This is a genomic window from Paenibacillus sp. YN15 (genome assembly GCF_003285005.1).
In the GTDB taxonomy this organism is placed as follows: Bacteria; Bacillota; Bacilli; order Paenibacillales; family NBRC-103111; genus Paenibacillus_AR.
Genome location: NZ_QMFA01000008.1, coordinates 56,505 through 76,730 on the forward strand (window position 1 = coordinate 56,505; position 20,226 = coordinate 76,730).

The following is a 20,226-nucleotide window of genomic DNA, read 5'->3' on the forward strand; positions in this document are numbered from 1 at the left end:
CTTTACTTCCATTCTAGCAAGTCCTCCTCCTTGGAGTAAAGAAAACCGTTCCCGTATGCGCCGATTATCTCGCAGCACGTCGGGCATACCCAAAAAATCCGGGGATATTCCCAGCAACCTGAAACCCCACTTGATCCGGCTCTGGAAAAGGCGGCCTCACTCTGGACCTGGGCGTCCCAAATGATATACTGGGAGGATATACAGAATGAAGGAGAATGCGCCCATGAACCCTCCGCATTTTTTGCCGTACAGTGTAGCTATGATCACACCCTTTACCCATGAAGATGCAGTGGATGAAGCCGGCATCCGCCGGATGGTGGACTACTATACAGAGCATCAAGTCCCAGCGCTGCTGGTCAGCGGTTCAACGGGAGAACAGCACTCGCTGACTGTGGACGAACGAATCCGTCTTTACCGGGCCGTGAAGACAGCCGCTCCAGCGCTTCCTTTGTACGCCGGAGTCGCTTCCATCCGCACGCGGGATGCTGTCCGGTTGGCCAAGGAGGCGGAGGAGGCGGGCTGCGCGGCAATTATGCTTGGCTTTCCCCCATACGTCCGCCCCAACCAGCAGGAGGGGGCGCAGTATGTACAAGCAGTCTGTGCGGCCACCTCTCTGCCGGTGATGCTTTACAATAATCCGCTGCGCACCGGCTTTACCTTGGAGCCCGACACCTTGATCCGCCTGGCAGAGGAATGTCCCCGGATCACGGCATTGAAAGAGGCGGGCAGCCCGGACCATGTGACTCTGACCAAAAAGAGGCTTGCCCCCGGCTTCCAGGTGCTGTCCGGTTCGGACCTGACCATTGCCCATTCCTTCGATAAGGGCTATGACGGTCTGACCAGCGTAGCGGGGAATCTGTTTCCGCTGGAGATGGGGAGGATTATCGGGCTGCTCCGGGAAGGCCGCCAGGGCGAGGCCCGGGAGCTGCTGGCGGAGCTTCAGCCACGCTTGACGCTGGGCGGGCGGATCGGATGGGTCCGGGTCATCCGCCACTGCTTTGCCGCGTTGGGTCTGATCGGCGCCAACTGCCGGGAGCCGCTGACGCCGTTGACTGCGGAGGAGCAGGCGGAGCTGGCTGGGGCGGAGATGTTGGGCTGAGCGCCCTCAGAGGGCTGCACTCCATCCACGCACGCTGTCTGCCATCCGGACCGACGATCCGCTGCTCTCAAAGCCGCTCCACCTTCTCTGCCATCTGGACCCACGATCCGCTATTTCTGCAATCTTGGCGCATTTGGGAATTTCGCGGACACAGGATACCTTATTTACCTCTACGGAGGCCAAAACCGGCTGTTTTTATATGCTTAACAGATTCTCTGTCCGCGCAGCTGCAGAATTGGCGTTTTTCCGCTGAATAGCGGATCGTGGGTCCGGCTGACTGCCCCTTCTGAAAAAACCAAGAAGCTAAGCAGTTCGATACCGCCCAGCTTCTTGGTTTTTTGTCCGCACATAGCCGTCAACCAGCATCTACCCAAACGCCCTCTCGAAAACCTGCAAGGTTCTCTGCCCAGCCGATTTATCCAATATGGCAAATACAATGTGTTCAAATCGTGTGCCGTAACCTTCATCCACCAGTACCTGCCTGAACCATCCGGCTACCTCGCTGGGGTTATTCCTGAAGACGCCGCAGCCGAGGGCTCCCAGAACCACTGCCTTTTCCCCATGATGGGCTGCCACCGAAAGAATGAACCTGATCCGCTCCAGCATAACGGGGGCGATCATTGCCACATGCTCCGGCTCCCTCTCCCGTACCACTCCGGCATTCACCGCCGGCGCCGTGATCATGGACACTGCATATGGAGTCTCCAGCAGCCCGCCGCGGTCCTCGCGGAACACAGGAACCCTTGGAGAATAAATCATATGATCCGAATATAGACATGTTTTCAGATTCCGGTTATACCGGTACATCTCCTCCATTTGGGAAATGCAGGGATACAGCGCCGAGGAACGGGCCAGACTTTCCTCCTGGGCTTGGCTTCCCCCCAGAAACCCGCCGCCCGGGTTCTTGGCCGAGGCGAAGTTCAAGCACACGGTCCCAGGTACTCCCTCAACCTGCACAAGCCTCTGTACTGCAGCCAATGTAGATTCATCCGTAACCTCAATTTTAGGTGAAACTGCCCCTCCCACACGAGCATCCACCCCTAGCCTGATTTCCGGCAGCATTTCAGGAGTGTACAGCTTGGAATCCCTCACCGCCGCTTCCACCTGCGCCCTTACGTCAACGCGGATTCCCTCCCGGTTCAAATAAGCTCCATCTTCCATAATGCTCAATGTCTCGCGGGCTATCTGGGACCGGACTTCCCGGTTATTGATGTTCATTTTTCTCACTCCAATGGTTACAAATTTCGTTGCAGTTCGGAGGGAAGCTACTCCATAACGCCGCCTGCCAGCAGCTCCTCTCTCAGCTTCGTCAATATCTCACCCAGCCAGTTGGTACCCCTCCAGGTGGCGCGGTTCTTGATCCGGGGGTCGTCCTCCTCCAGCCCCACGCCCCATATCCGGTCCGTAGAAAGTTAGCGGGATGCCACTGGGAAAACGGCGATTCCGTCCGGTAAAAAAATGTAAACCTCTCCATACTCCTTCCCTCCTCTTCCTATTCCGGACTCCCCCAATGGGGATTAAACCGGTACAGTTTCGATGGCCGGTGCCCCGCATCCCTGGTGTACTCATTGGTCTCCGTCACCATGGGAGCGATCTTGCGCCGGAAAGCCGCAGCCAGCAGCTCCTTGCCCAGAATCACCTCATACACCTGCTGAAGCTCCGACAGCGTGAACAGAGGCGGCATCAGATGAAAGGCAATATCCGTGTACTCGATTTTGTTGCGCAGCCGTTCAATGGCGTATTCGATAATTTTCGCATGGTCAAAAGCAAGCCCCTCGGATTCCACGATCTCCCGGCTGACCCGTTTCGTCCGGCCGACAAAAGCAGTGGTCACCTTTACTGTTGCGCCGAGGGACTCCGATTCATGAACCAGGGAAACGCGGATCAAACGCTCCAGCTCGTAGCCGTCCTCCAGCATGGTTTTCTTCTCCTGAACCAGTCGGCAGCCCACCTCAAACCAGCGGGCATCATCCGCATCATCCCCGGCCTTCACATCCAGCGCCATCCGGTCCACCAACGCCATATACGACGTGCTGATCACCCGCGTGCGGGGGTCCCGGTCCGCGTCTCCCCAGGTAAACAGCTGCTCCATATACAGATTTCCGACATTGGCCTCGCTTAAAAGCTCCCGCTGCGCCGCCTCCTCCAGGCCTTCATACACCGACACGAACCCTCCGGGCAACGCCCATTGCCCCAGGTAGGGATGCTCCCCCCGCTTAATCAACAGCAGCTGCATCGCCTTCTCCGGCAGCTTCCGGTAATTATCCTGCTCTTTATCGAACACCGTAAAAATGAGCATATCCACCGTCACCGACGGCCGCTCATAGACACTCGCATCATATTGCCCCAAAAATTCCTGTTCCGTCAGCCCGTTCCGGTCACGGAGGCTGGAGTCGGCCATTTTCATCACCTGTTATTATTAATTTGATAATATCTAATTAATATTATATATCTTCATGACTTTATGTCAAGTTGTGGAAAAGAAAAAAGCCCGGCTGCCCGGGCTTCTACTGCATATATTACGATCTTGACCGCTTAGACTCCCTTCACCGCAGCCAAGGGCTTGCACTTAGCTACCACCTGGGCCAGCCCGGCGCCAACCACGCTTTCGATGATTTGGTCCACATCCTTGTAGGCTTGAGGGGATTCATCCACCAGCGCTTCAAGAGACTTGTGGTTGACCACCACCTCATCCTCCGTCCCCACCTTTAAGGCTGCAGAGAAAGCATCCACAGTAATCAGCTTTTTGGTTTGATTGCGGGAGCGGATTCGACCGGCTCCGTGGCAGATGGAATAGAAGTTCTCCTTGCCTCCAGGCGCTCCCACCATGATATAAGAGGAGGAACCCATAGAGCCGGGAATCAAGGCGGGATGCCCGGTTTCCAGGTACGGCTCCGGGTTATCCGGATGGTTGGCGGGAAGGGCGCGGGTAGCGCCCTTGCGGTGGACGAAGTATGACTCCTCCCCATGCTTTTCCTCCCACGCGTAGTTGTGCATCAGGTCATAGAGCACCGTCATCTCAAACTTGGACCCGAACACCTCTTTGCCCGCCTCCCGCACCGCATAGGCAATCAGATGGCGGTTAACCACCGCGTAGTTTAGGGCGGAATACAGCAGGTTCACATAGTTCCGGCCCTCCCGGTGGGCCAGGGGCGCAAACAGCAGATTGGGATCGGCGGTGCCCAGGCCTTCCTTATGCATCATCTTTTTCATCAGGCTGCCGCAGTATTGGCTCACCGACCCTCCCCAGTTGCGGGAGCCGGAGTGAATCATCACCGCCACCTGCCCGTCGAATAGCCCCCAGCTTTCCGCGATCCCCCGCAGAGGCTCAGCAATCTCAATGGACTGGATTTCCACAAAATGATTGCCATTCCCCAAGGTACCCAGCTGCCGGTGGGACCGGTGCCATACCCGTTCAGGGAACAGATTCAGCGCTTCCTCATCCAGGCTAAACCGGCTCTGCTCCACATGGGTGAGGGAACGGTTTTTCCGGGGCATGTAGCCGTCAGGCAGATACTTTTTCGGCAGGCCATGAAGCCCCTTCAGGACCACATGCTCCAGCCGGATGTCCGAAAAATGCCCCCGTACATGATCCTCCACAGGCAGCAGCCTCTCAATCGCCTTCACCAGCTTGCGGCGGAGCTTTATATCCTTCACTTCATCCTTGTGGAGATTGGTGAGATGGACCCGCATGCCGCAGCCGATGTCGCTGCCCACAATGGAGGGCGACACATAGCCGTCGGCGGTCCGCCATACAGCAGTAGTACCGATGCAGGTCCCCACGCCCACATGCACATCGGGGGTATAGCTCATATAAACCTGATTGGGGATTTGCAGGTTATTGTTGGCCATTTCAAACACTTGATAATTCAGCTCCGCAAACAAAGAGTCTCCTGCATACACATGCACATCTCCCGCAGGAAGCTGCACCTTCCGGTAATAATTCGTATCCATATATTTATTCTTTCCTCTCATTTTTTGGTAAAAAAGGGCTAAAAAAGCCACAGGCCTTTTTGGTCTGTGGCTGCAAGTTCCGATAGCAATAGGACGCGTTAAAAAACAGGTCCTATTATCTCGTACAAGTCCGAGAGACCGATGGCAGGAATCGCCTATTCAGTTGTTGTGCAGTACGTTGAATGCCGGTCATGCTCATCGTCTCCTTTCAGTGGAATTATCTGCATCATACTATCCATCCCGTTCTTCCGTCAATGGGCCGCGGCGGGAGAAAATGGATATAGGAATTTTATCGGCTGCCCAGGGAAATAGGGGGCCCGGCTTTGGCGTAAATCGCCAACGCCAGCTCGGTGGACAACGAGGCGGCCTCGCCGGAAACAAACGGCTCCCGCCCTTCGGCAATAGCGGCCAGAAAATCCTCCAGCAAATCCACAAACAGCTCATCGTTGGGCTTGGCAGCGGGCCACTCCGGCTTTTCCTCTCCTGGAACATGAAAGCCGATAATTCCGCCGTAATCCGCCTTGATGCTTCCCCGTGTCCCCGTAATTTCCACATATTCCTTCTTCATCCCCGTGCTGGCTGTGGAGGCTTCGATCATGCCTACAGCTCCGTTCCCATAACGGACCACCGCGTAGCCGTGATCCTCCGTTTCAATGTCATGGTACGCCCGGAAGGTTCTGGCCGTAAGCACTTCCTGGTACCCGCCAGCCAACCACAGCACCATATCTAAGAGATGGCTGCCTTGCTGCATGAAGGGGCCGCCGCCGTCCAGCTCCCAAGTGCCGTGCCAGGAGTCATAATACTCCTTGGGCCGGAAGTGCTTGATGACGGCGTCCACAACAGTGATCCGGCCCAGTCTGCCGGAATCGATCCAGCTTTTCAACTCCCGGATATGGGGAATGAACCGCCTCATATAGGAAACTGCCAGCAGGACACGCTGCTCGCGGCAGCTTTGCACCATCTCCCGCTGCCGCTCCGCCGAAATATCCAGCGGCTTCTCGCACAGGCAATGCAGACCTAGCCGGGAGGCTTCCATCACTCCCTCATAGTGGAGGGCATTGGGCGTGCAGATTACCGCAGCCGTTGCCCGGGAACGCTCCGCCACCTCCGCGGCCGATGTGCCATAAACAGGAATGCCGTGCTTTTGCGCAAACACCCGGCATTTCTCTGCATTCCTGCCTACCACTCCGGAGAGTACCGCCTTGTCCGGGAAACGTTTGATGGCGGAAACATACTTCTCACTGATATTTCCATGTCCGATCAAGATGATACGTTGAAGATTCTCTATTTCACTCTTGTTCACGATAGTCCTCCACAATAATCTCCAGCTTGCCTGTCTCCGAATCCATAACGCAGCCGTGTACAGGCACAGACTTGGGGAAAAGGGGATGCCTGCGGATCATGCGAACACTGTGCAAAACGCCGTCCTCCGCCTTTTCAAAGCCGCGCAGAAATTTTTCCATCCGGATACCGGAGTGCTCAAGGGTTTTAATAACAAGCGGGTCGATGCCAAATTCCATGAACTTATCCACGATCCGCCCCGGATCAATCTCGGTCATACCGCAGCCGTGATGGCCAATTACAATCACTTCCCGCGCGCCCAGCTCATACACCGCCACCAAAATACTCCGCATGGCGCTTCCGAAGGGCTGGGTCAGGATAGCCCCGGCGTTTTTGATGAATTTGGCATCGCCATTCTTCAGGCCCAGGGCCTTGGGGAGCAGCTCCATCAGCCTTGTATCCATACAGGTCAGAATGGCCACCTTTTTGTCCGGGTACTTGTCGGTTAAGTACGCCTCATATTGCTTCTGTTGGACAAATTGCCGGTTAAACTCCGCCATATTAGGCAAGATCGACATGGTGCTCACCCTTTTCATTTTTTTATTCTTCATTTTCGCATTCCCGGATGCTTCTGTCCACTGAGCTGAATCTATTCCCTCAAAAAAATAAATTCTTGCATACGTTACTTGTCCGTATCCGTGCGCATGGTAGCTTCATAGACTATCAGTATCAAAGAGAGAAAGGAGGAACTAACATGGCAATTTCATTAGTATTCCCTTACAGCCAAGCGCCTGGTGTCGGCCAAGGTTATTATGTGGCCCAAGATCCTCTGGGAACCAGAGGCGTGGTAACGGTAGCCAGCACAGCCGGCCCCGTTCACCTGGTCATCACCCGTTATAACGCCCCCACATTCGAATTCACCGTTCCCGCCGGCACAACATTCTCCGTCAGCATCGGCAATGTCCAAACCATCGGCCTCCTCGCCTTGGGCGCCCCCATCACTGGCGTACTCTATTATCTGATCGAAGCGTAAACGGGTTTCCTTGAACCTCAAAGAACCACCGCCCTCTATGAGAGAGGGTGGTGGTTCTTTACTATCTGACAAAGCATAAGCAACGAGGTGTTCATTTAAGCCAAAATCGACCGTACATTCCGCAAAACGGCCTTCAAAAAGTCAGATTCAACAGGCACGTGGCCAACAACCTTTACCAGCCAAACGAGGTCGCCGCGCGCTGGTACACTCAAATGATTTCGTCTCCTTCAACGCCTAAGTCAACTTCTTCATGACGGGGGGAATCTGTCTTGATTTGAGATAACAGTGTTCTTAAATGGTTCCGCAATTCCATTGTTGACTCATCCGGTGTTTGCAAAGGGCGAAGTAAAATATGATTCTCAGGTGCAAGAATAATTTCCATTTCGGTCTCCTCCACCAGATTCATCCGTTTTAAAAACTGGTTTGGAATGCGAATGCCACTACTGTTGCCCCATCGGCTGAGGGGCACTGTCGTTGTCATCAGCATCCTGCTCCTTTTAGGGTTATGCTTCAATCCTATCACATTATGATGATTGCTTGACCATACGCTGGTGATCGTAACAATATATTTTTCCCTGAAACCGTTGGGAATTAGCTTTACAATAGCTCAATACTTTTGCACTAACCGGTTTGCCACAGAGGGCACAGACATGTTCATCAAGAAGAGGTTCGCTTAACTCGTTTAATTCACTTGATGGGGCAGAAGCCCTCTTATTATCCGCTCCCCAACCGTAGCTGTCCGGCGAATCGTCTCAGGCACCATGTACGCCATAGACTGTCACCCCTAACAATAAGTTCCTGTCGAATCTTAGTATAAACGATCCAGGCCTTTTTGGGGAGACATTTGTTAATCTTTGGGATGCGCGGCGGAGAAAAGCAAGCTAATCATCCGTTTCGACGAGATCAATGATCTCCCGGATATCTGTAATATTGAGGACATCGGCGATTCTTTCAATGTGGCTGAAGCTAATGCTTTCCCGCTTGCCGTTGGACAACTCACTTAATGCAGCATGACGGACATCAGAAAGACGAGACAACTCTCGTAGCGAAATGTTGAATTTCTTGGTTAAGGCAGGGATTTTGACAACGACCTTCTTCGGCATCGAAAACACCACCCACTTAGCTGTTGACTTTACGCATAAACGTACCATATAATCCAGTTATATCCGGTACGCATATGCGTATCATATGTATATGAGGTGATGAAGATGGTCGAATTAATGAAGGATTACAATGGAATGATTGAAAAAGAGGACAATCTCTACAAGGGAATCCAAGTATGCGAGGAATGCACGGATAATATATTGGATTACATCGCAGAAAAAGCAGACTCCCTTCACATCTTAACCGCCGAAGCCATCCTTTCCGCGATCCATGTAATCATGAAGGATTTGCAGACAGAACTGCTGCATTTGCGGATTGAAAAGAACATTTTGAGTCGGGAGATTAGCAGGCTGAGGGAGATGTAAGAGAAGGTAATACGGATAAAACAAAGGCGCCTTACTGAAAAATCAGTTAGCGCCTTTTCCGGTCTATAATAATTAATAATTTTCCATTTATAGATTCATATGGTTCGACAGGCGGTGACGTAATCAATCATTAGCCAATACGTTCAGTTCCTTCGCATCAATCACCAGACCATCCTACTTTTCTCGCAATCGAAGTTTTTCGCGGGATGTATGGAAAAAACCGTACTCCCGATGGGGCTCAGCACGATGTAATTCGTAATAACGCTTCATAGCAACAGTAGAATCGTCAAAACGATCTATGACAGTCACTTCGTCAACAAGCCAGAATCCCTCCTCCGAACAAGACTTTAATGCCTCGCAGACGACCCATTCATTTGGAAACTGTTCACGCACCTCATCCCATCGCATCTCTTTTACCCCCAAGTGAATGTTAGTGAAATAGTTGCCTACACCAACCCAGCTCCCGTATAACCCATGGCTTTATAACCCTTGACCCGCTTTTTGAACATGCTCATTAATACGGGAACTTGCAGATCCACATAATCGTAGATTTGGACCTCGGTTTTGTTGGAGTGGGAGCGGTGGAGACGACCCGCATATTGCTGCAAAGTGCCTTTCCAAGAGATGGGATGCACCAAGAAGAGAGTGTCCAGCCGTGGATCATCAAATCTTTCGCCAATCAACTTGCCGGTTGCAATCAAGACTCGTTCCTCATGATCTTGAACGCTGGCAATTTGTTGCCGCAGGGCCTCCCGCTGTTTTTTGCCCAAGCCGCCGCGCATCACAATCACATTTTTCGCAAACTTCTCAAGTCGGTTTTGGAAGTATTCCACATGGCTTGTCCGCTCCGTCAATCGGAATGACGCGCGTTCGACCGTTGATTGGCAATTTACAACGCAGGACGCTCGGGTCAAGCTCAAAAGACTATACCCTGTAATTTGGGCGTTACGGATTATTAGTCATCCACATCAATCAGAAACAGCCTATCCTGAAAGCCGCCGCGGGCTTCCGTCTTCTTTTCACACAGCGTCTCAAGCTGCTCCCATGTCGCTCCATGCACAGCAGCCAATGCCCGGATCACCTCCAGCAGATCGGCAAGCTCCTCCAGCGACTCCTCCGGACTTTGCGCAGCAAAATATTCCCGGGACTCTTCCCGCAGCTTCGTCAGCAGTTCCTTCCGGTAATCTTCTTCGTTTAAAATGGCAGTCCGGCACTGTCTCCCGGTTGCACGAATAATTTCGGGAATGCGGTCCCGAACCAATTTATTATAAGTAGGCATGGACAAGCTCCTTTTCAGCCATTGTGATGATTGTTTTTTGACCGTCGAGGCGATCCTTTCTGCCATTCACGCAATCCTGCCGCACTTGCGGCGTCATAACCTTCCGACGCTTATTTCAGCCATAAACTCATTTATTTTCTCCTGAATGGAGTGAATGTCTTTTGATTTAAAATAGGCTAATGGCCCGCTCCAATAACCCAAACCATGCACACCCTCAGAAAATTCAGCTACGACAATGCAATATTCCCCTGAAGGTTTCGAAGCCGGGTACCATCCCAAGTCGATGATTCTATGATAAGTTTGATTTATTAAGATCAATAGATTTTCACTCAAATCATGCTCTAAGATGCCGCCATAAAAAAATTTGTTCCAGTCGACCTGCCAGCCGGAGGGGATTTTTAAAGGAACTAATTCCAACAAAAGGCATCCTTTCTAAATTAAAGTCAAGTCCTTAACCTACACCTTTCTTTCTTCTACATGCTCCTTCAAAATGTGAGCAAGCGTCTCCACTGAATATACGCCTTTTGCAATATCGACGATAAACTCTACTGCATATTCGCGATCCATTCGCAGATGGTAGCCATTTAGCATCAAAAATGCCTTAACCGCCAGATAGGCGGTGCGTTTGTTGCCATTGTGGAAGCAATGATTCTTCAACAGAGATTCCAGCAAAGCCGCAGCCTTGTCAAATAGAGTCGGGTAGACATCTTCTCCGAACACACTCTGCTGTGGCCTATTTACCGCGGAGTCCAGCAGGCCGTGGTCCTTCACTCCAGCCCGCTCAGGTTGTTCATTCGTTTCATCATGGAATAATGTGCGGATACAACCTCTTCTTTAGTTAAAAAAATCACCATGTCATCTATCCCTTAGGTCCTCAAAAATCCCCGTGTCCTCTTCAAACACGTCAAAGAACGCTGCAAGCACCTCCGACCGCACATGCTCAGGCAGTTGTCCTTGACGGACTTTTTTTAATACCACTTCTCCATACTCATGTTCCACAAATTCCACTTCATCCCCTTGTGAAACATTCAGTTTTTCAGCCAGTGCCTTAGGCAGACTGACCCCCAAGCTATTACCCATCCGCCCGACTTTGCGGGTAACCCGGAATTGTTTATCCTTCGTCACTTTGACCACACCATTCATTGGTTTCTTTAAACCATATGGCTGAGCATCACGCGGCGATTAACCCGCGGACAAAATGAAAGCAGCTTAATCAACAATAGAAACGATATATTCTCCGCGGCCCTCTCCTGACTTTATGACTCCGAGCTCTTTTAATCGGGAGATGTTCTTGGCAATGCTTGAGGGTGATGCCTCCAGAATATCGTCAAACAGATTTCTATGGAAGTTCTCGCCATCTTCCATTCGGCTAATCAATTCGAACATCGTTTTGGCATGCCCTTTTCCTAACAGTTCGCGCACATGTTTAATCCTGTCATAACGTTGAAGTTCCTTGAGCACCTTGGTTAGAGAAGCATTCACACATTCCAGATAAAATATAAGGAAAGGCTTCAAGTCGCCTTGTGTTGCAGCCATAAGGGTGTCATAGTAATCCTCGATTCTTTTGTCGAAGTATTCCTCAACGCTGAATGCATCCTTAATGGTAGCAAGGTCAGGGTGGATTAAACCAACTAATGTAGAGAAAGCCCGAGCCGTTCTTCCATTACCATCTGGAAAGGGGTGAATATACGCTATTAAGTGATGGGTAACTGCGGCAATGATGAGCGGGTGAACTTTCTTATCATAGTGAATTTTTTCCGTTTCATAAGGGTTCATGAACCCGGTCACGCTAGTAAATAGCCAGGAGAAGTATGCCTGCATTAGCCGCGGAACTTCATCAGCTCCCGGAGGCTGATAACTGATGTGACCATCGCCATCTTGAAGGACTACGGGAATATTCCTGTAGCCTTCAGGGTATCCGGTTAAATGGTTCATTAATGTTTGCTGTATCTTTTTCAACACAGGTTCATCCATGTCAGAAAAGTCTTTGCTTGGATCTAAAGTATAAATAAACTCGTACGTTTCAAACACATTTTTAACTTCCAGTTGTGCTTTTTGCTTGATGGTTAGGGGATTTTTCTTGTAGCTTTGATAGAGTTGTTCCACTTCTTTAAACTCTAGTTTGTTTTGTTCAATCTTAGTCGTGAAATGTGCCGTTCTAACCATAGCATTACGCAAAATTGTAGGCTTTAGAGGATGGCTCTTTAAACCCAATCTAGCCAGCGCTCCTATATTTCTTTCTGCCTCCAAGATAAGCTGCTGGACCTCGTAATCATATACATTAAAACTGGGCCTATAGACTAAACGTTCCCCTGTGTTATCAAAGTGCTCATAGGCAAATAAATGCGTCAATTCTTACACCACCTTTTTACACTAAAAAATCCAGTATCCACGCTATTTTTCATATATATTAAGTATATTCAATTACACCTATTATGTACATGGATATTTACTCTTAAACCCTGCTTTATATATCATCATACAGCAAAAACCCCCAACCAAATGGCTGAGGGCCTTCCTTCACTATATAACTATTGTTTACTCCACCTTCATATAAAACAGGTTGGTGGTGTCAGCCTTGGTAATGGTGTGAGAGCCGGCGGCCAGGGAGACGGTGACGATGCCATTGGTCATGGCATAGCTAGTGCCGTCCACCTTGATTTTGGTGCCGTCCGGGGAATTAAGCACCAAGGTTAAGGTTGAAGCTTTGGTGGTGGTGAAGCTAATGCTGGTGGAGCTTTCGATTTTCAGGCATTGGGTCAGGGTTAAGCCGTTGTATGTGACGGTTCCCTTGGTGGTGGACAGATTGCCCTGGATGTTGAAGAAGCTGCTGGTGGTGCCGGATGTGGTAAAGTTATGCACGTATGCACCCGGTACCGGAGTCGGTGTGGCTGTTGGTGTGGCTGTTGGTGTGGCCGTCGGTGTTGCGGTCGGCGTAGCAGTTGGTGTCGGAGTCGGCGTAGGTGTGGCCGTTGCTGTCGGTGTTGGGGTCGGGTTCGTGGTGCCAGAGTTGCCCCCTACCGATACAAGCTGCGTGGCGTAGCTGGTGATTTTGGCCATCAGCGCTGTGTTGAGCGCATACGAAGTATCATCCACTGCATTATTAAATGTCCAGGTGAAGTCACCGTTGCCAAGGCGTCCTGCTTTTGCCCTTACAATTTGCTCCACATTGCTGACGTTATCCACGGCAGATGCGCTGACCCCTGTGTTAACGGTGGTATCAAAATTGTTATACGATGTTCCGCCAGATACCGCTTTGTAGGAACTGGGGACGGTTTCATTTCTGGAGGAAGCCAGATAAGCATCGAAGGAGGTTGCATTAGCCGGCGCTGTGCCCGCATTGGAGTTGGCGTAGATCAGACCTGTTGCGCCCACGATGGTATTGTTGTAGGCCTTAATGATACCTCCGGGTTCACCGGAGAAGGTGCCTTCACCCTGGGCATCTGTGCCTTGCAGGGAAATCAGCATCGGGTATTTGGTTTGTCTGAAATAGTTGGATTCCACAAAAGCGGAGCCGCCCGAGGTCATCCCAACCCCATATTTGGAGACGCCATCAAAGAAGTTGTTGTAGATATGAACCGATGCCACTCTGATCCGGGGGTGACGGGAGTCGGAATGGTCAAACCAGTTATGATGGAAGGTAACATAGAATGGAGACGATTCGCTTAAGCCCACCAGGGAGGATTTCCCCGAGTCCCAATAGTGGTTGTAGGAGATGGTGATATAGGTGGAGCCGCCCTTCAGGTCGGTGGAGCCGTCACCCTTGGCCTGATCGGCATCCCCGCCCGCCGTTCCATAGAATACGTCATTATTATGGACCCATACATTCACATTGCCGGTATCCATGGAAATCCCGTCGTCCGGGAACAGCATCAGCCCCATGTTCCGTACTTCCACATTGCCCGCATAACGGAGGAGCATTCCCCAGCCGTAGGCATAGGCGTCGTTGCCGATTCCCTCCAGGGTCAGGTTCATTTCGGAATAGTTGCTTTTCCCCTTCACCTCAAGGTATCCGCTGCTGTTAAGCTGGCCGCTCATGTCGGAGGCCGTGATTTTTCCAATAAACCGGATAGCAAGCGGAGTGGTGTCATAACCCTTTTGCCGAAGCTTCAGAATCTCGCCAAGGCCCACAGCGGTTTGGAGACCACCCTTGCTGTTGATAATAACATCCAGCGTCACGGTTTTGGCTGTCTGGGAGGTGATGTAGACCACCTTGGCCCCGCTCCTCAGGGTACCATCATTGTTGTAAGCGCCGGAGCTTGTCCCATATTGGGAATTGGGCGAAAAGGCAAATCCCGACCGGTCATGGGCTGTCACGGACAATGCGCCGGATACCGCAGTGGCTGTGGAACCGCCGGATAAGATGGCTTCTACCTTCATAACATAGCTTCCGGCGGCCAGACCTACTGCATCGGCTCTCCAATAGGAGGGATACTTGCGGATCAGCTCGTTGTCCAATTGTTTGTATTGGGAATCTGCCGCACTGGCCGGCTTCACATAGACATTGTACCCCTGCGCGCCGCTGACCGGCGACCATTGGACATAGGCCGTTTCGTTCCAGCCGCCGCTGCCGGTGATGGTGACCCCGGCCGCACGGGTAGTGGTGTTGGCCAATCCGCCGGATAATAACGAAATAACAAGAGTAAATAATACAGCGATGCTAATTGCATGTTTCATCTTCCGATTCACGAACAATCCCTCCCGACTTTAATGTGTTACCCTTGCCTACTATTGAAAGCGCAACCACAAAACACTGCAGCTTCTGTTCCCACCACCATTCTCTCCTTAATCAAGGACATGCCCAGATTATCATATTGGAAAACATTTCCGACATAATCATTAGCTCATATTGGTGTTTTTTTCTATCATTCTGTCCTAATGATTACCATCCAGAGATAATGACACCAGGTATGTATCATTTAGGTCGAAAGAAGTGCCTCTCCACTCCTTTAGCGTTTATGATAGGATTCTCCATTTTCCTGTCGAAAGAATAAAATAACCCCTGCCTTTCCCCGACGAAGAAAAGCCCCCAACCCCAAAAATGGGTTGAGGGCTCTTTTGCATGGGATGGCAGTTAACGCCGCGGGCAATGGGAAGCGAATTATCCGCCGGACAAACGCTTCGCAAGGGACGTTGCCGCCACATATCCGGAGCTCCACGCCCACTGAAGGTTGTAGCCGCCGCAATCTCCATCCACATCCATCACTTCTCCGGCCAGATAAAGCCCCGGCACCAGCTTCGACTCCAGCGTGCCTTCCGTCAGCTCTGTTGTATCGATGCCGCCGGCTGTGGTTTGGGCGTTGGTGAAGCTGTTGGTATCCGTCACTTTGAATGCCCAATGCTTCATGAGCCGGAAGAATGCCTGCTTCGTCTCCCACGACAGGTCCCGGCAAAGCAGGCCCGGGTCATCCCCAATCCCCGCCTCCTTCAGGAGGATGGGGATTAGCTTTTTGTTGAGTACGCCGATGAAGGAATTGGCCACGGTCCGGTGTCCGAAGCTTCCCCAGTGGGCATTCAGAAACTCCGCCACCTCATCCTCTGTCCGGTCCGGCATCAGATCAACCGACAGCGTAACCTCTTCCCCTTTGGCCATATAAAAAGCAGCCTTCCGGCTCAGCTGGAGAATGGGCGGACCGGAGATGCCATAGTCCGTAAACAGAATTTCCCCGAACTCGCTCCGGATCACCTCCCCGTTCACGATAATCCGGCCTGTTCCGTCAAATTTGACGCCGGACAGCTCCTTCAAGTAGGGATAGTCCAGCTTCAACTGTACAATCCCCGGAACCGGATTGACGAGAGTATGCCCCAGACGCCCGGCCAGGGTATAACCGGAGCCGTCCGTTCCCGTCTTCGGTGCGGTCAGGCCACCTGTACAGAGGATCAGATAGTCGCTGGTGTAGACAGCTTCCTCCCCAGCTTCGTTCCGGCATATGATGGAGAAGCGCGGGTACTCCTCTTGGACGGCCACATCCAGCACCTTGTTCTTAAAGTATACCGGAACATTCCGGTCCTCCAGCGCCAGCTGAAAAATATCCAGCACCGCCCCCGCCTGCAACGACATGGGATACATCCGCCCATCCTCCAGGCTGATCAGCGGCAGCCCCAGAGTGAAGAAGAAATCGATGGTCTGGCGGATGCCGAATTGCTCCAGAACAGGCAGCGGAAACCCGGTGTTGTTGCTATGATATTTGCGCGCCAGCGCGGCGGCTTCATTTGTCCCCGTTGCGGTGGATTCATTGGTGATATTGCAGCGCCCGTTGCCTGTGGTGAGCACCTTTTTGCCGATGCGGTCATTGCTTTCAATCATCGCCACGTCCAGCCCCAGATCCCGGGCCGTAACGGCGGCCATCAAACCCGCGGCCCCTGCTCCAATCACAAACACCTGATGATGAGTCGAATTCTGGTACACCTTCATCCCGAAACATCCTTTTGCTTCATAGATTCGGCAAGCGCCTTGGCCGCCACATAGCCGGAGCTCCAGGCCCATTGCAGATTGTATCCGCCGAAATCCCCATCCACATCCACTATCTCGCCGGCAAAATAAAACCCGGGAACCAGCCTGGATTCCAGGGTTCCTTCCATGATCTCCGCCGTATTGACGCCTCCGGCCGTGGTTTGGGCATGGGCAAAGCCATTGGTGTCCGTCACTTTGAATTCCCAATGCTTCAATATCCGGTAAAACACCGCCTTGGCCCGCCACGACAGATCCTGGCAAAGCAGATACGGCTGCTTGTCGATCCCGGCTTCCTTCAGCAGAACCGGAGTGAGCTTCTTGTGCAGAATGCCAATGAAGGAATCGGCAACCGTCCGGTGCCCGAAGATGCCCCAATGCATGTCCAGGAAATCGACAACCTCCTCCTCCGTACGCCCCGGCATCAAATCTACGGCTACGCTGACAGAATCCCCCTTGGCAAGATGAACCGAAGCCTCCCGGCTTAGCTGAAGGATGGGCGGACCGGCCAGGCCATAGTCCGTAAACTGGATTTCGCCGGACTCGCTGCGGACAATTTCCCCGTTGACCAGGATATGGGCTCGCCCCTGCAATTTGATGCCGGACAAAGCCTTCAAGTGCGGATACTGCACCTTAAGCTGCACAATAGAGGGCACAGGTTGAATCAGGGTATGCCCTAACCCTTCGGCCAGGGTATACCCGGAGCCATCCGCTCCCGTATGGGGTGCTGTCAGGCCGCCGGTAGAGAGCAGCAGATAATCGCTGGTATATACCGCCTGCTCCTCCGTTTCTGTACGGCATACAACGGTGAAGCGTGGATGCCCCCCTCCGACGGTGACATCCACTACTTTATGTTGGAAATAGACGGGAACCTCCCGCTCCTCCAGCGCCAGCTGAAAAAGCTCCGTCACCGATGCAGCCTGCAGGGAGCGGGGATACATCATGCCTTCCTTCAGTTCGGTAAGAGGAAGCCCCAGGGAATAAAAGAAATCTATGGTTTGCCGGACGCCAAACTGCTCCAGCACCTGAAGAGGAAACCCCGGCATTTTCCCGTGAAACCTGCCGGATAACGCAGCCGTTCCATCCTCGCTTGCAGCTGTGGAGGTATTGGTAATGTTGCAGCGGCCGTCGCCGGTCACCAATATTTTTTTGCCGACCCGGTCATTGCCCTCCAGAATAGCGGTGTCAATGCCCAGCTCCTTCGCTGTCACAGCCGCCATCAGCCCGGCAGCCCCAGCGCCGATAATCAACAACGTGTGATGCATGGAAGTTGATCCGCCTTTGTCTGATGATTTGGTTCTATGGGAACCATTATAGCACAAGTGATAAAGCTCACGCGCCAGTGGGCGCCTCCCCATCCTCCCTATTTATTCCCAGCCAAGAGAGGTTCAATAAATAAAAAAAGGAAACCCAACCAGGATTCCCTTCTTTCATCTGTTTCCTCTGCCGCTTTACCTACTGGCTGCTTGAAGCACAAACTCATTTTCTTTTACTCAAACTTCGCACCCGGATATAAAAATTTCATAGCATGAGGGAAGTACCGGTTAAAATAATGATGGCTATGAACCCCATCCGGATCTGTTTCCAACATAATGCTGCCCGCCCCGCCCGGGACCTTATCTTTTAGAAGCGCGTAGGCCTTCTTTGTATTCGGAACCATATGCTTCAGCAGGTTGGCCATCTTGACCCCCTCCTGCTCGCCAACATACATATAGAGGCGTATTTCCTCCTGGGCAAAGGAACTGCTCTCCACAAACTCCATCATCTGCTCGTACCAAAGAGAAGCGGACATTAAGGCAAACCGGCCGAAATGTGCCGGCTTCCGGTACGCGGCATACAGAGAAATGAGCGCTCCAAAAGAACCCCCGGCGATCCCTGCCCGGGAGGCATCCTCCAAGATCCGGTACTGCTCCTTGACATAGGGCATCACGTTCTCCGTCACGAAGGTCAGATAAGCGTCTCCCTCACCGGCGAGATTTTCGTTAGGCTGGAGGGGCGTTGCCTTCCATGGAGTATATTCACGAGTGCGCTCCACAGGCTCAATCCCCACAAAAACCACCTCTTGCGTCACACCCCGGGCAAAATCCGCCTCCAGCTCCTCCATCGAATCGGCAAACAAATAGCTCCCATCCTGGACATATACAGCGGGGTAATAGACCGATTCGTCCTCAGCATAAGAAGGCGGTGTATAAATGTAAAGGTTCCTGTCCTCAAACCATTTTGTAACCAGGCTCCCCCGCATGTTCTCATCTCCCCCCCGACCAAATCACGCAATTCCCTTTCCTTATCCTACGAAAGGACTTTCAGGCAGCCCAAGCGCCACACGAAGAAGCTTCAATGACGTGTTGGGATTGATCCGGTATTGCTCATACTCCTTTCTCCTTACAAGTGTTTCGGCGGTCTCACCCGGATTTTCCTCCTGTTCAAGTTGAAACCACTGCAAAAACTGGGGCAAACTGCTGTATGCAACTATCTCCTGCTCGGAGAGATCCTTTTCCGTAAGGATAGTAGTTTCCTTCAGAATCACCCCTTTAGGAAACCGGTGAGTCTCTTGGTGCTCATTGACCCGACTCAACCCCACGGCTGACGCCATCCTCGACTCCAGCAGCTCCAGCGTAGCTTCCAGCTCATTGCTCCACCAGCCGGACACGGTTACGCCCTTTGTATCCATTTCAATATTACCCAAACTATTAAATATCAGGATATCATCCAATCCAAGCTGTGCCCTGCGATCCGCCGGTAAGGCGTCAAGTATGTGGTCCAACCTTTCTGCCCGGCTAATCACGATTCTCCCTTCTGCAGGGTCCGTTCCAGGTGCCAGAAGATACTCATCTTCTATTTGCAAAAGCGTCTCCGCTAACAGCTCGGTATTGCTGCAAGTATACACACGTGTTAGAAATACTTGCTCCTGTGTATCTTTGGGAGAGCTGACCCGTTTTTCATTCCGGTTATTCCTGTGGCACATATTAATGATGTCCGGATAGTGATCCGCTATGATATCGGCAGGAGGCAGCTCCCGGCCCAAAGCCTGCAATGCTTCTTTTTGCAGCTGCTGCACCAATGCCATGACCGCCGGTTTAGTATCCGGACCGCACCACATAAAGGCTCCATGGATACACCAATTTTCGAAATAGGGCTCGATCATACCAACAGCCACCGACCACGGGGGAAGCTTCACCATCGTCTCGCAATAAGGCATCCGGTACCGTTCACCTGACCAAACATCTTCAATGACCACACCTTGCTCATACGGGCCAACTATCTGGTAGCACGATACCTTCATAGCACTCCATCGTTCAAGCATTTCCCGGTCTTCTGCCGAATACCGCCTGCCCCCCTCCTCCAGAAACCAGTCGATTCCGCGTTTGCCATTCTCATACTTACGGAAGAAAAAGGCCCATACGCTACCAAGTCCTTCTCTAAAATGATCTATAGATGGGTCAAAGGGTTCCATTTTTTGATGATCCAGCATCCATCCCCCACCATGCTTCTCATCCAGAAAGGAATGCAGGTCATTGGTCAGCTTCCATTTCCGTTCAAAAAAACGCTGCACCTTTATCTGCTCCGCCTGATCTTCAGACTGCTTCATCAAGCAGCATTGCTTATACTTCTTCCCGCTTCCACACGGGCAAGGATCATTTCTCCCAATCATGTTCGCTG

Annotated in this window: 21 protein-coding genes and 1 pseudogene; 3 read left to right on the forward strand and 19 right to left on the reverse strand. The window is 51.9% G+C overall.

The features are described from left to right. The first annotated feature begins 205 nt into the window (after window positions 1–205). Window positions 206–1,099, forward strand: a complete 894-nt coding sequence (locus tag DQG13_RS09125) for a dihydrodipicolinate synthase family protein (protein WP_113019443.1) — start codon at window positions 206–208, stop codon at window positions 1,097–1,099. 366 nt (window positions 1,100–1,465) lie between these two features. On the opposite strand, the gene DQG13_RS09130 is transcribed toward DQG13_RS09125, so the two are convergent. The 6 genes and pseudogenes from DQG13_RS09130 to DQG13_RS09155 form a co-directional block, all read right to left on the reverse strand. Then, window positions 1,466–2,317, reverse strand: a complete 852-nt coding sequence (locus DQG13_RS09130) for a TIGR02452 family protein (protein WP_113019444.1) — start codon at window positions 2,315–2,317, stop codon at window positions 1,466–1,468. Window positions 2,318–2,364: 47 nt separating this feature from the next. Continuing rightward, window positions 2,365–2,505, reverse strand: a pseudogene (locus DQG13_RS31185) (NADAR domain-containing protein); the annotation flags it as partial. Between the two features lie 86 nt (window positions 2,506–2,591). After that, window positions 2,592–3,500, reverse strand: coding sequence for an NUDIX hydrolase (locus DQG13_RS09140; protein ID WP_113019446.1), 909 nt, complete (start codon window positions 3,498–3,500; stop codon window positions 2,592–2,594). Between the two features lie 134 nt (window positions 3,501–3,634). Beyond that, the gene (locus DQG13_RS09145) at window positions 3,635–5,053 is read right to left on the reverse strand and encodes an RtcB family protein (RefSeq protein WP_113019447.1); all 1,419 of its coding nucleotides are present in this window, start codon (window positions 5,051–5,053) and stop codon (window positions 3,635–3,637) included. Window positions 5,054–5,342: 289 nt separating this feature from the next. Further along, window positions 5,343–6,356, reverse strand: a complete 1,014-nt coding sequence (locus DQG13_RS09150) for a Gfo/Idh/MocA family protein (protein WP_258525567.1) — start codon at window positions 6,354–6,356, stop codon at window positions 5,343–5,345. Then, on the reverse strand, window positions 6,343–6,912 hold the full coding sequence (locus tag DQG13_RS09155) for a beta-class carbonic anhydrase (protein WP_113019556.1): 570 nt from the start codon (window positions 6,910–6,912) through the stop codon (window positions 6,343–6,345). Before DQG13_RS09155 ends, DQG13_RS09150 begins: the two co-directional genes overlap by 14 nt. Before the next feature lie 176 nt (window positions 6,913–7,088). Between DQG13_RS09155 and DQG13_RS09160 the strand changes: the two genes are divergently transcribed. Then, complete coding sequence (locus DQG13_RS09160; RefSeq protein ID WP_113019448.1) at window positions 7,089–7,367, forward strand: hypothetical protein; 279 nt, start codon at window positions 7,089–7,091, stop codon at window positions 7,365–7,367. A gap of 208 nt (window positions 7,368–7,575) precedes the next feature. On the opposite strand, the gene DQG13_RS09170 is transcribed toward DQG13_RS09160, so the two are convergent. Together DQG13_RS09170 and DQG13_RS09175 are read right to left on the reverse strand one after the other, a co-directional pair. Further along, window positions 7,576–7,848 (reverse strand): AbrB/MazE/SpoVT family DNA-binding domain-containing protein, encoded by a 273-nt coding sequence (locus DQG13_RS09170; RefSeq protein WP_258525568.1) that lies wholly within the window; start codon window positions 7,846–7,848, stop codon window positions 7,576–7,578. A gap of 400 nt (window positions 7,849–8,248) precedes the next feature. Continuing rightward, window positions 8,249–8,470 carry a helix-turn-helix domain-containing protein gene (locus tag DQG13_RS09175; RefSeq protein ID WP_113019450.1) on the reverse strand — a complete coding sequence of 74 codons (222 nt, stop codon included), beginning with the start codon at window positions 8,468–8,470 and terminating at the stop codon, window positions 8,249–8,251. Between the two features lie 105 nt (window positions 8,471–8,575). Here DQG13_RS09175 and DQG13_RS09180 point away from each other — a divergent pair, with 105 nt between their 5' ends. After that, window positions 8,576–8,836 (forward strand): hypothetical protein, encoded by a 261-nt coding sequence (locus DQG13_RS09180; RefSeq protein ID WP_113019451.1) that lies wholly within the window; start codon window positions 8,576–8,578, stop codon window positions 8,834–8,836. A gap of 446 nt (window positions 8,837–9,282) precedes the next feature. Here DQG13_RS09180 and DQG13_RS09190 read toward each other — a convergent pair whose 3' ends face one another. The 11 genes from DQG13_RS09190 to DQG13_RS09240 all read right to left on the reverse strand — a co-directional run bounded on the left by DQG13_RS09190 (window position 9,283) and on the right by DQG13_RS09240 (window position 20,218). Further along, a complete protein-coding gene (locus DQG13_RS09190) occupies window positions 9,283–9,669 on the reverse strand; it encodes a DEAD/DEAH box helicase (protein WP_258525569.1) in 387 nt (128 codons plus the stop codon). Window positions 9,670–9,791: 122 nt separating this feature from the next. Next, window positions 9,792–10,115 carry a nucleoside triphosphate pyrophosphohydrolase gene (locus tag DQG13_RS09195; protein WP_113019454.1) on the reverse strand — a complete coding sequence of 108 codons (324 nt, stop codon included), beginning with the start codon at window positions 10,113–10,115 and terminating at the stop codon, window positions 9,792–9,794. 93 nt (window positions 10,116–10,208) lie between these two features. Further along, on the reverse strand, window positions 10,209–10,532 hold the full coding sequence (locus tag DQG13_RS09200; protein WP_113019455.1) for a hypothetical protein: 324 nt from the start codon (window positions 10,530–10,532) through the stop codon (window positions 10,209–10,211). 39 nt (window positions 10,533–10,571) lie between these two features. After that, window positions 10,572–10,886: a type II toxin-antitoxin system death-on-curing family toxin gene (locus DQG13_RS09205; RefSeq protein WP_258525570.1), complete on the reverse strand. Its 315-nt coding sequence runs from the start codon at window positions 10,884–10,886 to the stop codon at window positions 10,572–10,574. Window positions 10,887–10,970: 84 nt separating this feature from the next. Continuing rightward, window positions 10,971–11,240: an AbrB/MazE/SpoVT family DNA-binding domain-containing protein gene (locus DQG13_RS09210; protein ID WP_258525571.1), complete on the reverse strand. Its 270-nt coding sequence runs from the start codon at window positions 11,238–11,240 to the stop codon at window positions 10,971–10,973. An 84-nt stretch (window positions 11,241–11,324) separates the two neighbouring features. Beyond that, the gene (locus DQG13_RS09215) at window positions 11,325–12,467 is read right to left on the reverse strand and encodes a Fic family protein (RefSeq protein ID WP_113019457.1); all 1,143 of its coding nucleotides are present in this window, start codon (window positions 12,465–12,467) and stop codon (window positions 11,325–11,327) included. 186 nt (window positions 12,468–12,653) lie between these two features. Then, on the reverse strand, window positions 12,654–14,792 hold the full coding sequence (locus DQG13_RS09220; RefSeq protein WP_113019557.1) for a pectate lyase family protein: 2,139 nt from the start codon (window positions 14,790–14,792) through the stop codon (window positions 12,654–12,656). A gap of 424 nt (window positions 14,793–15,216) precedes the next feature. Then, window positions 15,217–16,530 (reverse strand): BaiN/RdsA family NAD(P)/FAD-dependent oxidoreductase, encoded by a 1,314-nt coding sequence (locus tag DQG13_RS09225; protein WP_113019458.1) that lies wholly within the window; start codon window positions 16,528–16,530, stop codon window positions 15,217–15,219. Next, window positions 16,527–17,831, reverse strand: coding sequence for a BaiN/RdsA family NAD(P)/FAD-dependent oxidoreductase (locus DQG13_RS09230; RefSeq protein WP_113019459.1), 1,305 nt, complete (start codon window positions 17,829–17,831; stop codon window positions 16,527–16,529). Before DQG13_RS09230 ends, DQG13_RS09225 begins: the two co-directional genes overlap by 4 nt. 224 nt (window positions 17,832–18,055) lie before the next feature. Then, on the reverse strand, window positions 18,056–18,808 hold the full coding sequence (locus DQG13_RS09235; RefSeq protein WP_113019460.1) for an alpha/beta hydrolase: 753 nt from the start codon (window positions 18,806–18,808) through the stop codon (window positions 18,056–18,058). A 42-nt stretch (window positions 18,809–18,850) separates the two neighbouring features. Beyond that, a complete protein-coding gene (locus DQG13_RS09240; protein WP_113019461.1) occupies window positions 18,851–20,218 on the reverse strand; it encodes a YecA family protein in 1,368 nt (455 codons plus the stop codon). Window positions 20,219–20,226: the final 8 nt, after the last annotated feature.

Excerpts from the sequence above, each read along its gene's own strand:
- DQG13_RS09125 (WP_113019443.1), top strand. The coding sequence starts at position 206 with ATGAAGGAGAATGCGCCCATGAACCCTCCGCATTTTTTGCCGTACAGT.
- DQG13_RS09130 (WP_113019444.1), bottom strand. The coding sequence starts at position 2,317 with ATGAACATCAATAACCGGGAAGTCCGGTCCCAGATAGCCCGCGAGACA.
- DQG13_RS09140 (WP_113019446.1), bottom strand. The coding sequence starts at position 3,500 with ATGGCCGACTCCAGCCTCCGTGACCGGAACGGGCTGACGGAACAGGAA.
- DQG13_RS09145 (WP_113019447.1), bottom strand. The coding sequence starts at position 5,053 with ATGGATACGAATTATTACCGGAAGGTGCAGCTTCCTGCGGGAGATGTG.
- DQG13_RS09155 (WP_113019556.1), bottom strand. The coding sequence starts at position 6,912 with ATGTCGATCTTGCCTAATATGGCGGAGTTTAACCGGCAATTTGTCCAA.
- DQG13_RS09160 (WP_113019448.1), top strand. The coding sequence starts at position 7,089 with ATGGCAATTTCATTAGTATTCCCTTACAGCCAAGCGCCTGGTGTCGGC.
- DQG13_RS09170 (WP_258525568.1), bottom strand. The coding sequence starts at position 7,848 with ATGACAACGACAGTGCCCCTCAGCCGATGGGGCAACAGTAGTGGCATT.
- DQG13_RS09175 (WP_113019450.1), bottom strand. The coding sequence starts at position 8,470 with ATGCCGAAGAAGGTCGTTGTCAAAATCCCTGCCTTAACCAAGAAATTC.
- DQG13_RS09180 (WP_113019451.1), top strand. The coding sequence starts at position 8,576 with ATGGTCGAATTAATGAAGGATTACAATGGAATGATTGAAAAAGAGGAC.
- DQG13_RS09195 (WP_113019454.1), bottom strand. The coding sequence starts at position 10,115 with ATGCCTACTTATAATAAATTGGTTCGGGACCGCATTCCCGAAATTATT.
- DQG13_RS09220 (WP_113019557.1), bottom strand. The coding sequence starts at position 14,792 with ATGAAACATGCAATTAGCATCGCTGTATTATTTACTCTTGTTATTTCG.
- DQG13_RS09225 (WP_113019458.1), bottom strand. The coding sequence starts at position 16,530 with ATGAAGGTGTACCAGAATTCGACTCATCATCAGGTGTTTGTGATTGGA.
- DQG13_RS09230 (WP_113019459.1), bottom strand. The coding sequence starts at position 17,831 with ATGCATCACACGTTGTTGATTATCGGCGCTGGGGCTGCCGGGCTGATG.
- DQG13_RS09235 (WP_113019460.1), bottom strand. The coding sequence starts at position 18,808 with ATGCGGGGGAGCCTGGTTACAAAATGGTTTGAGGACAGGAACCTTTAC.
- DQG13_RS09240 (WP_113019461.1), bottom strand. The coding sequence starts at position 20,218 with ATGATTGGGAGAAATGATCCTTGCCCGTGTGGAAGCGGGAAGAAGTAT.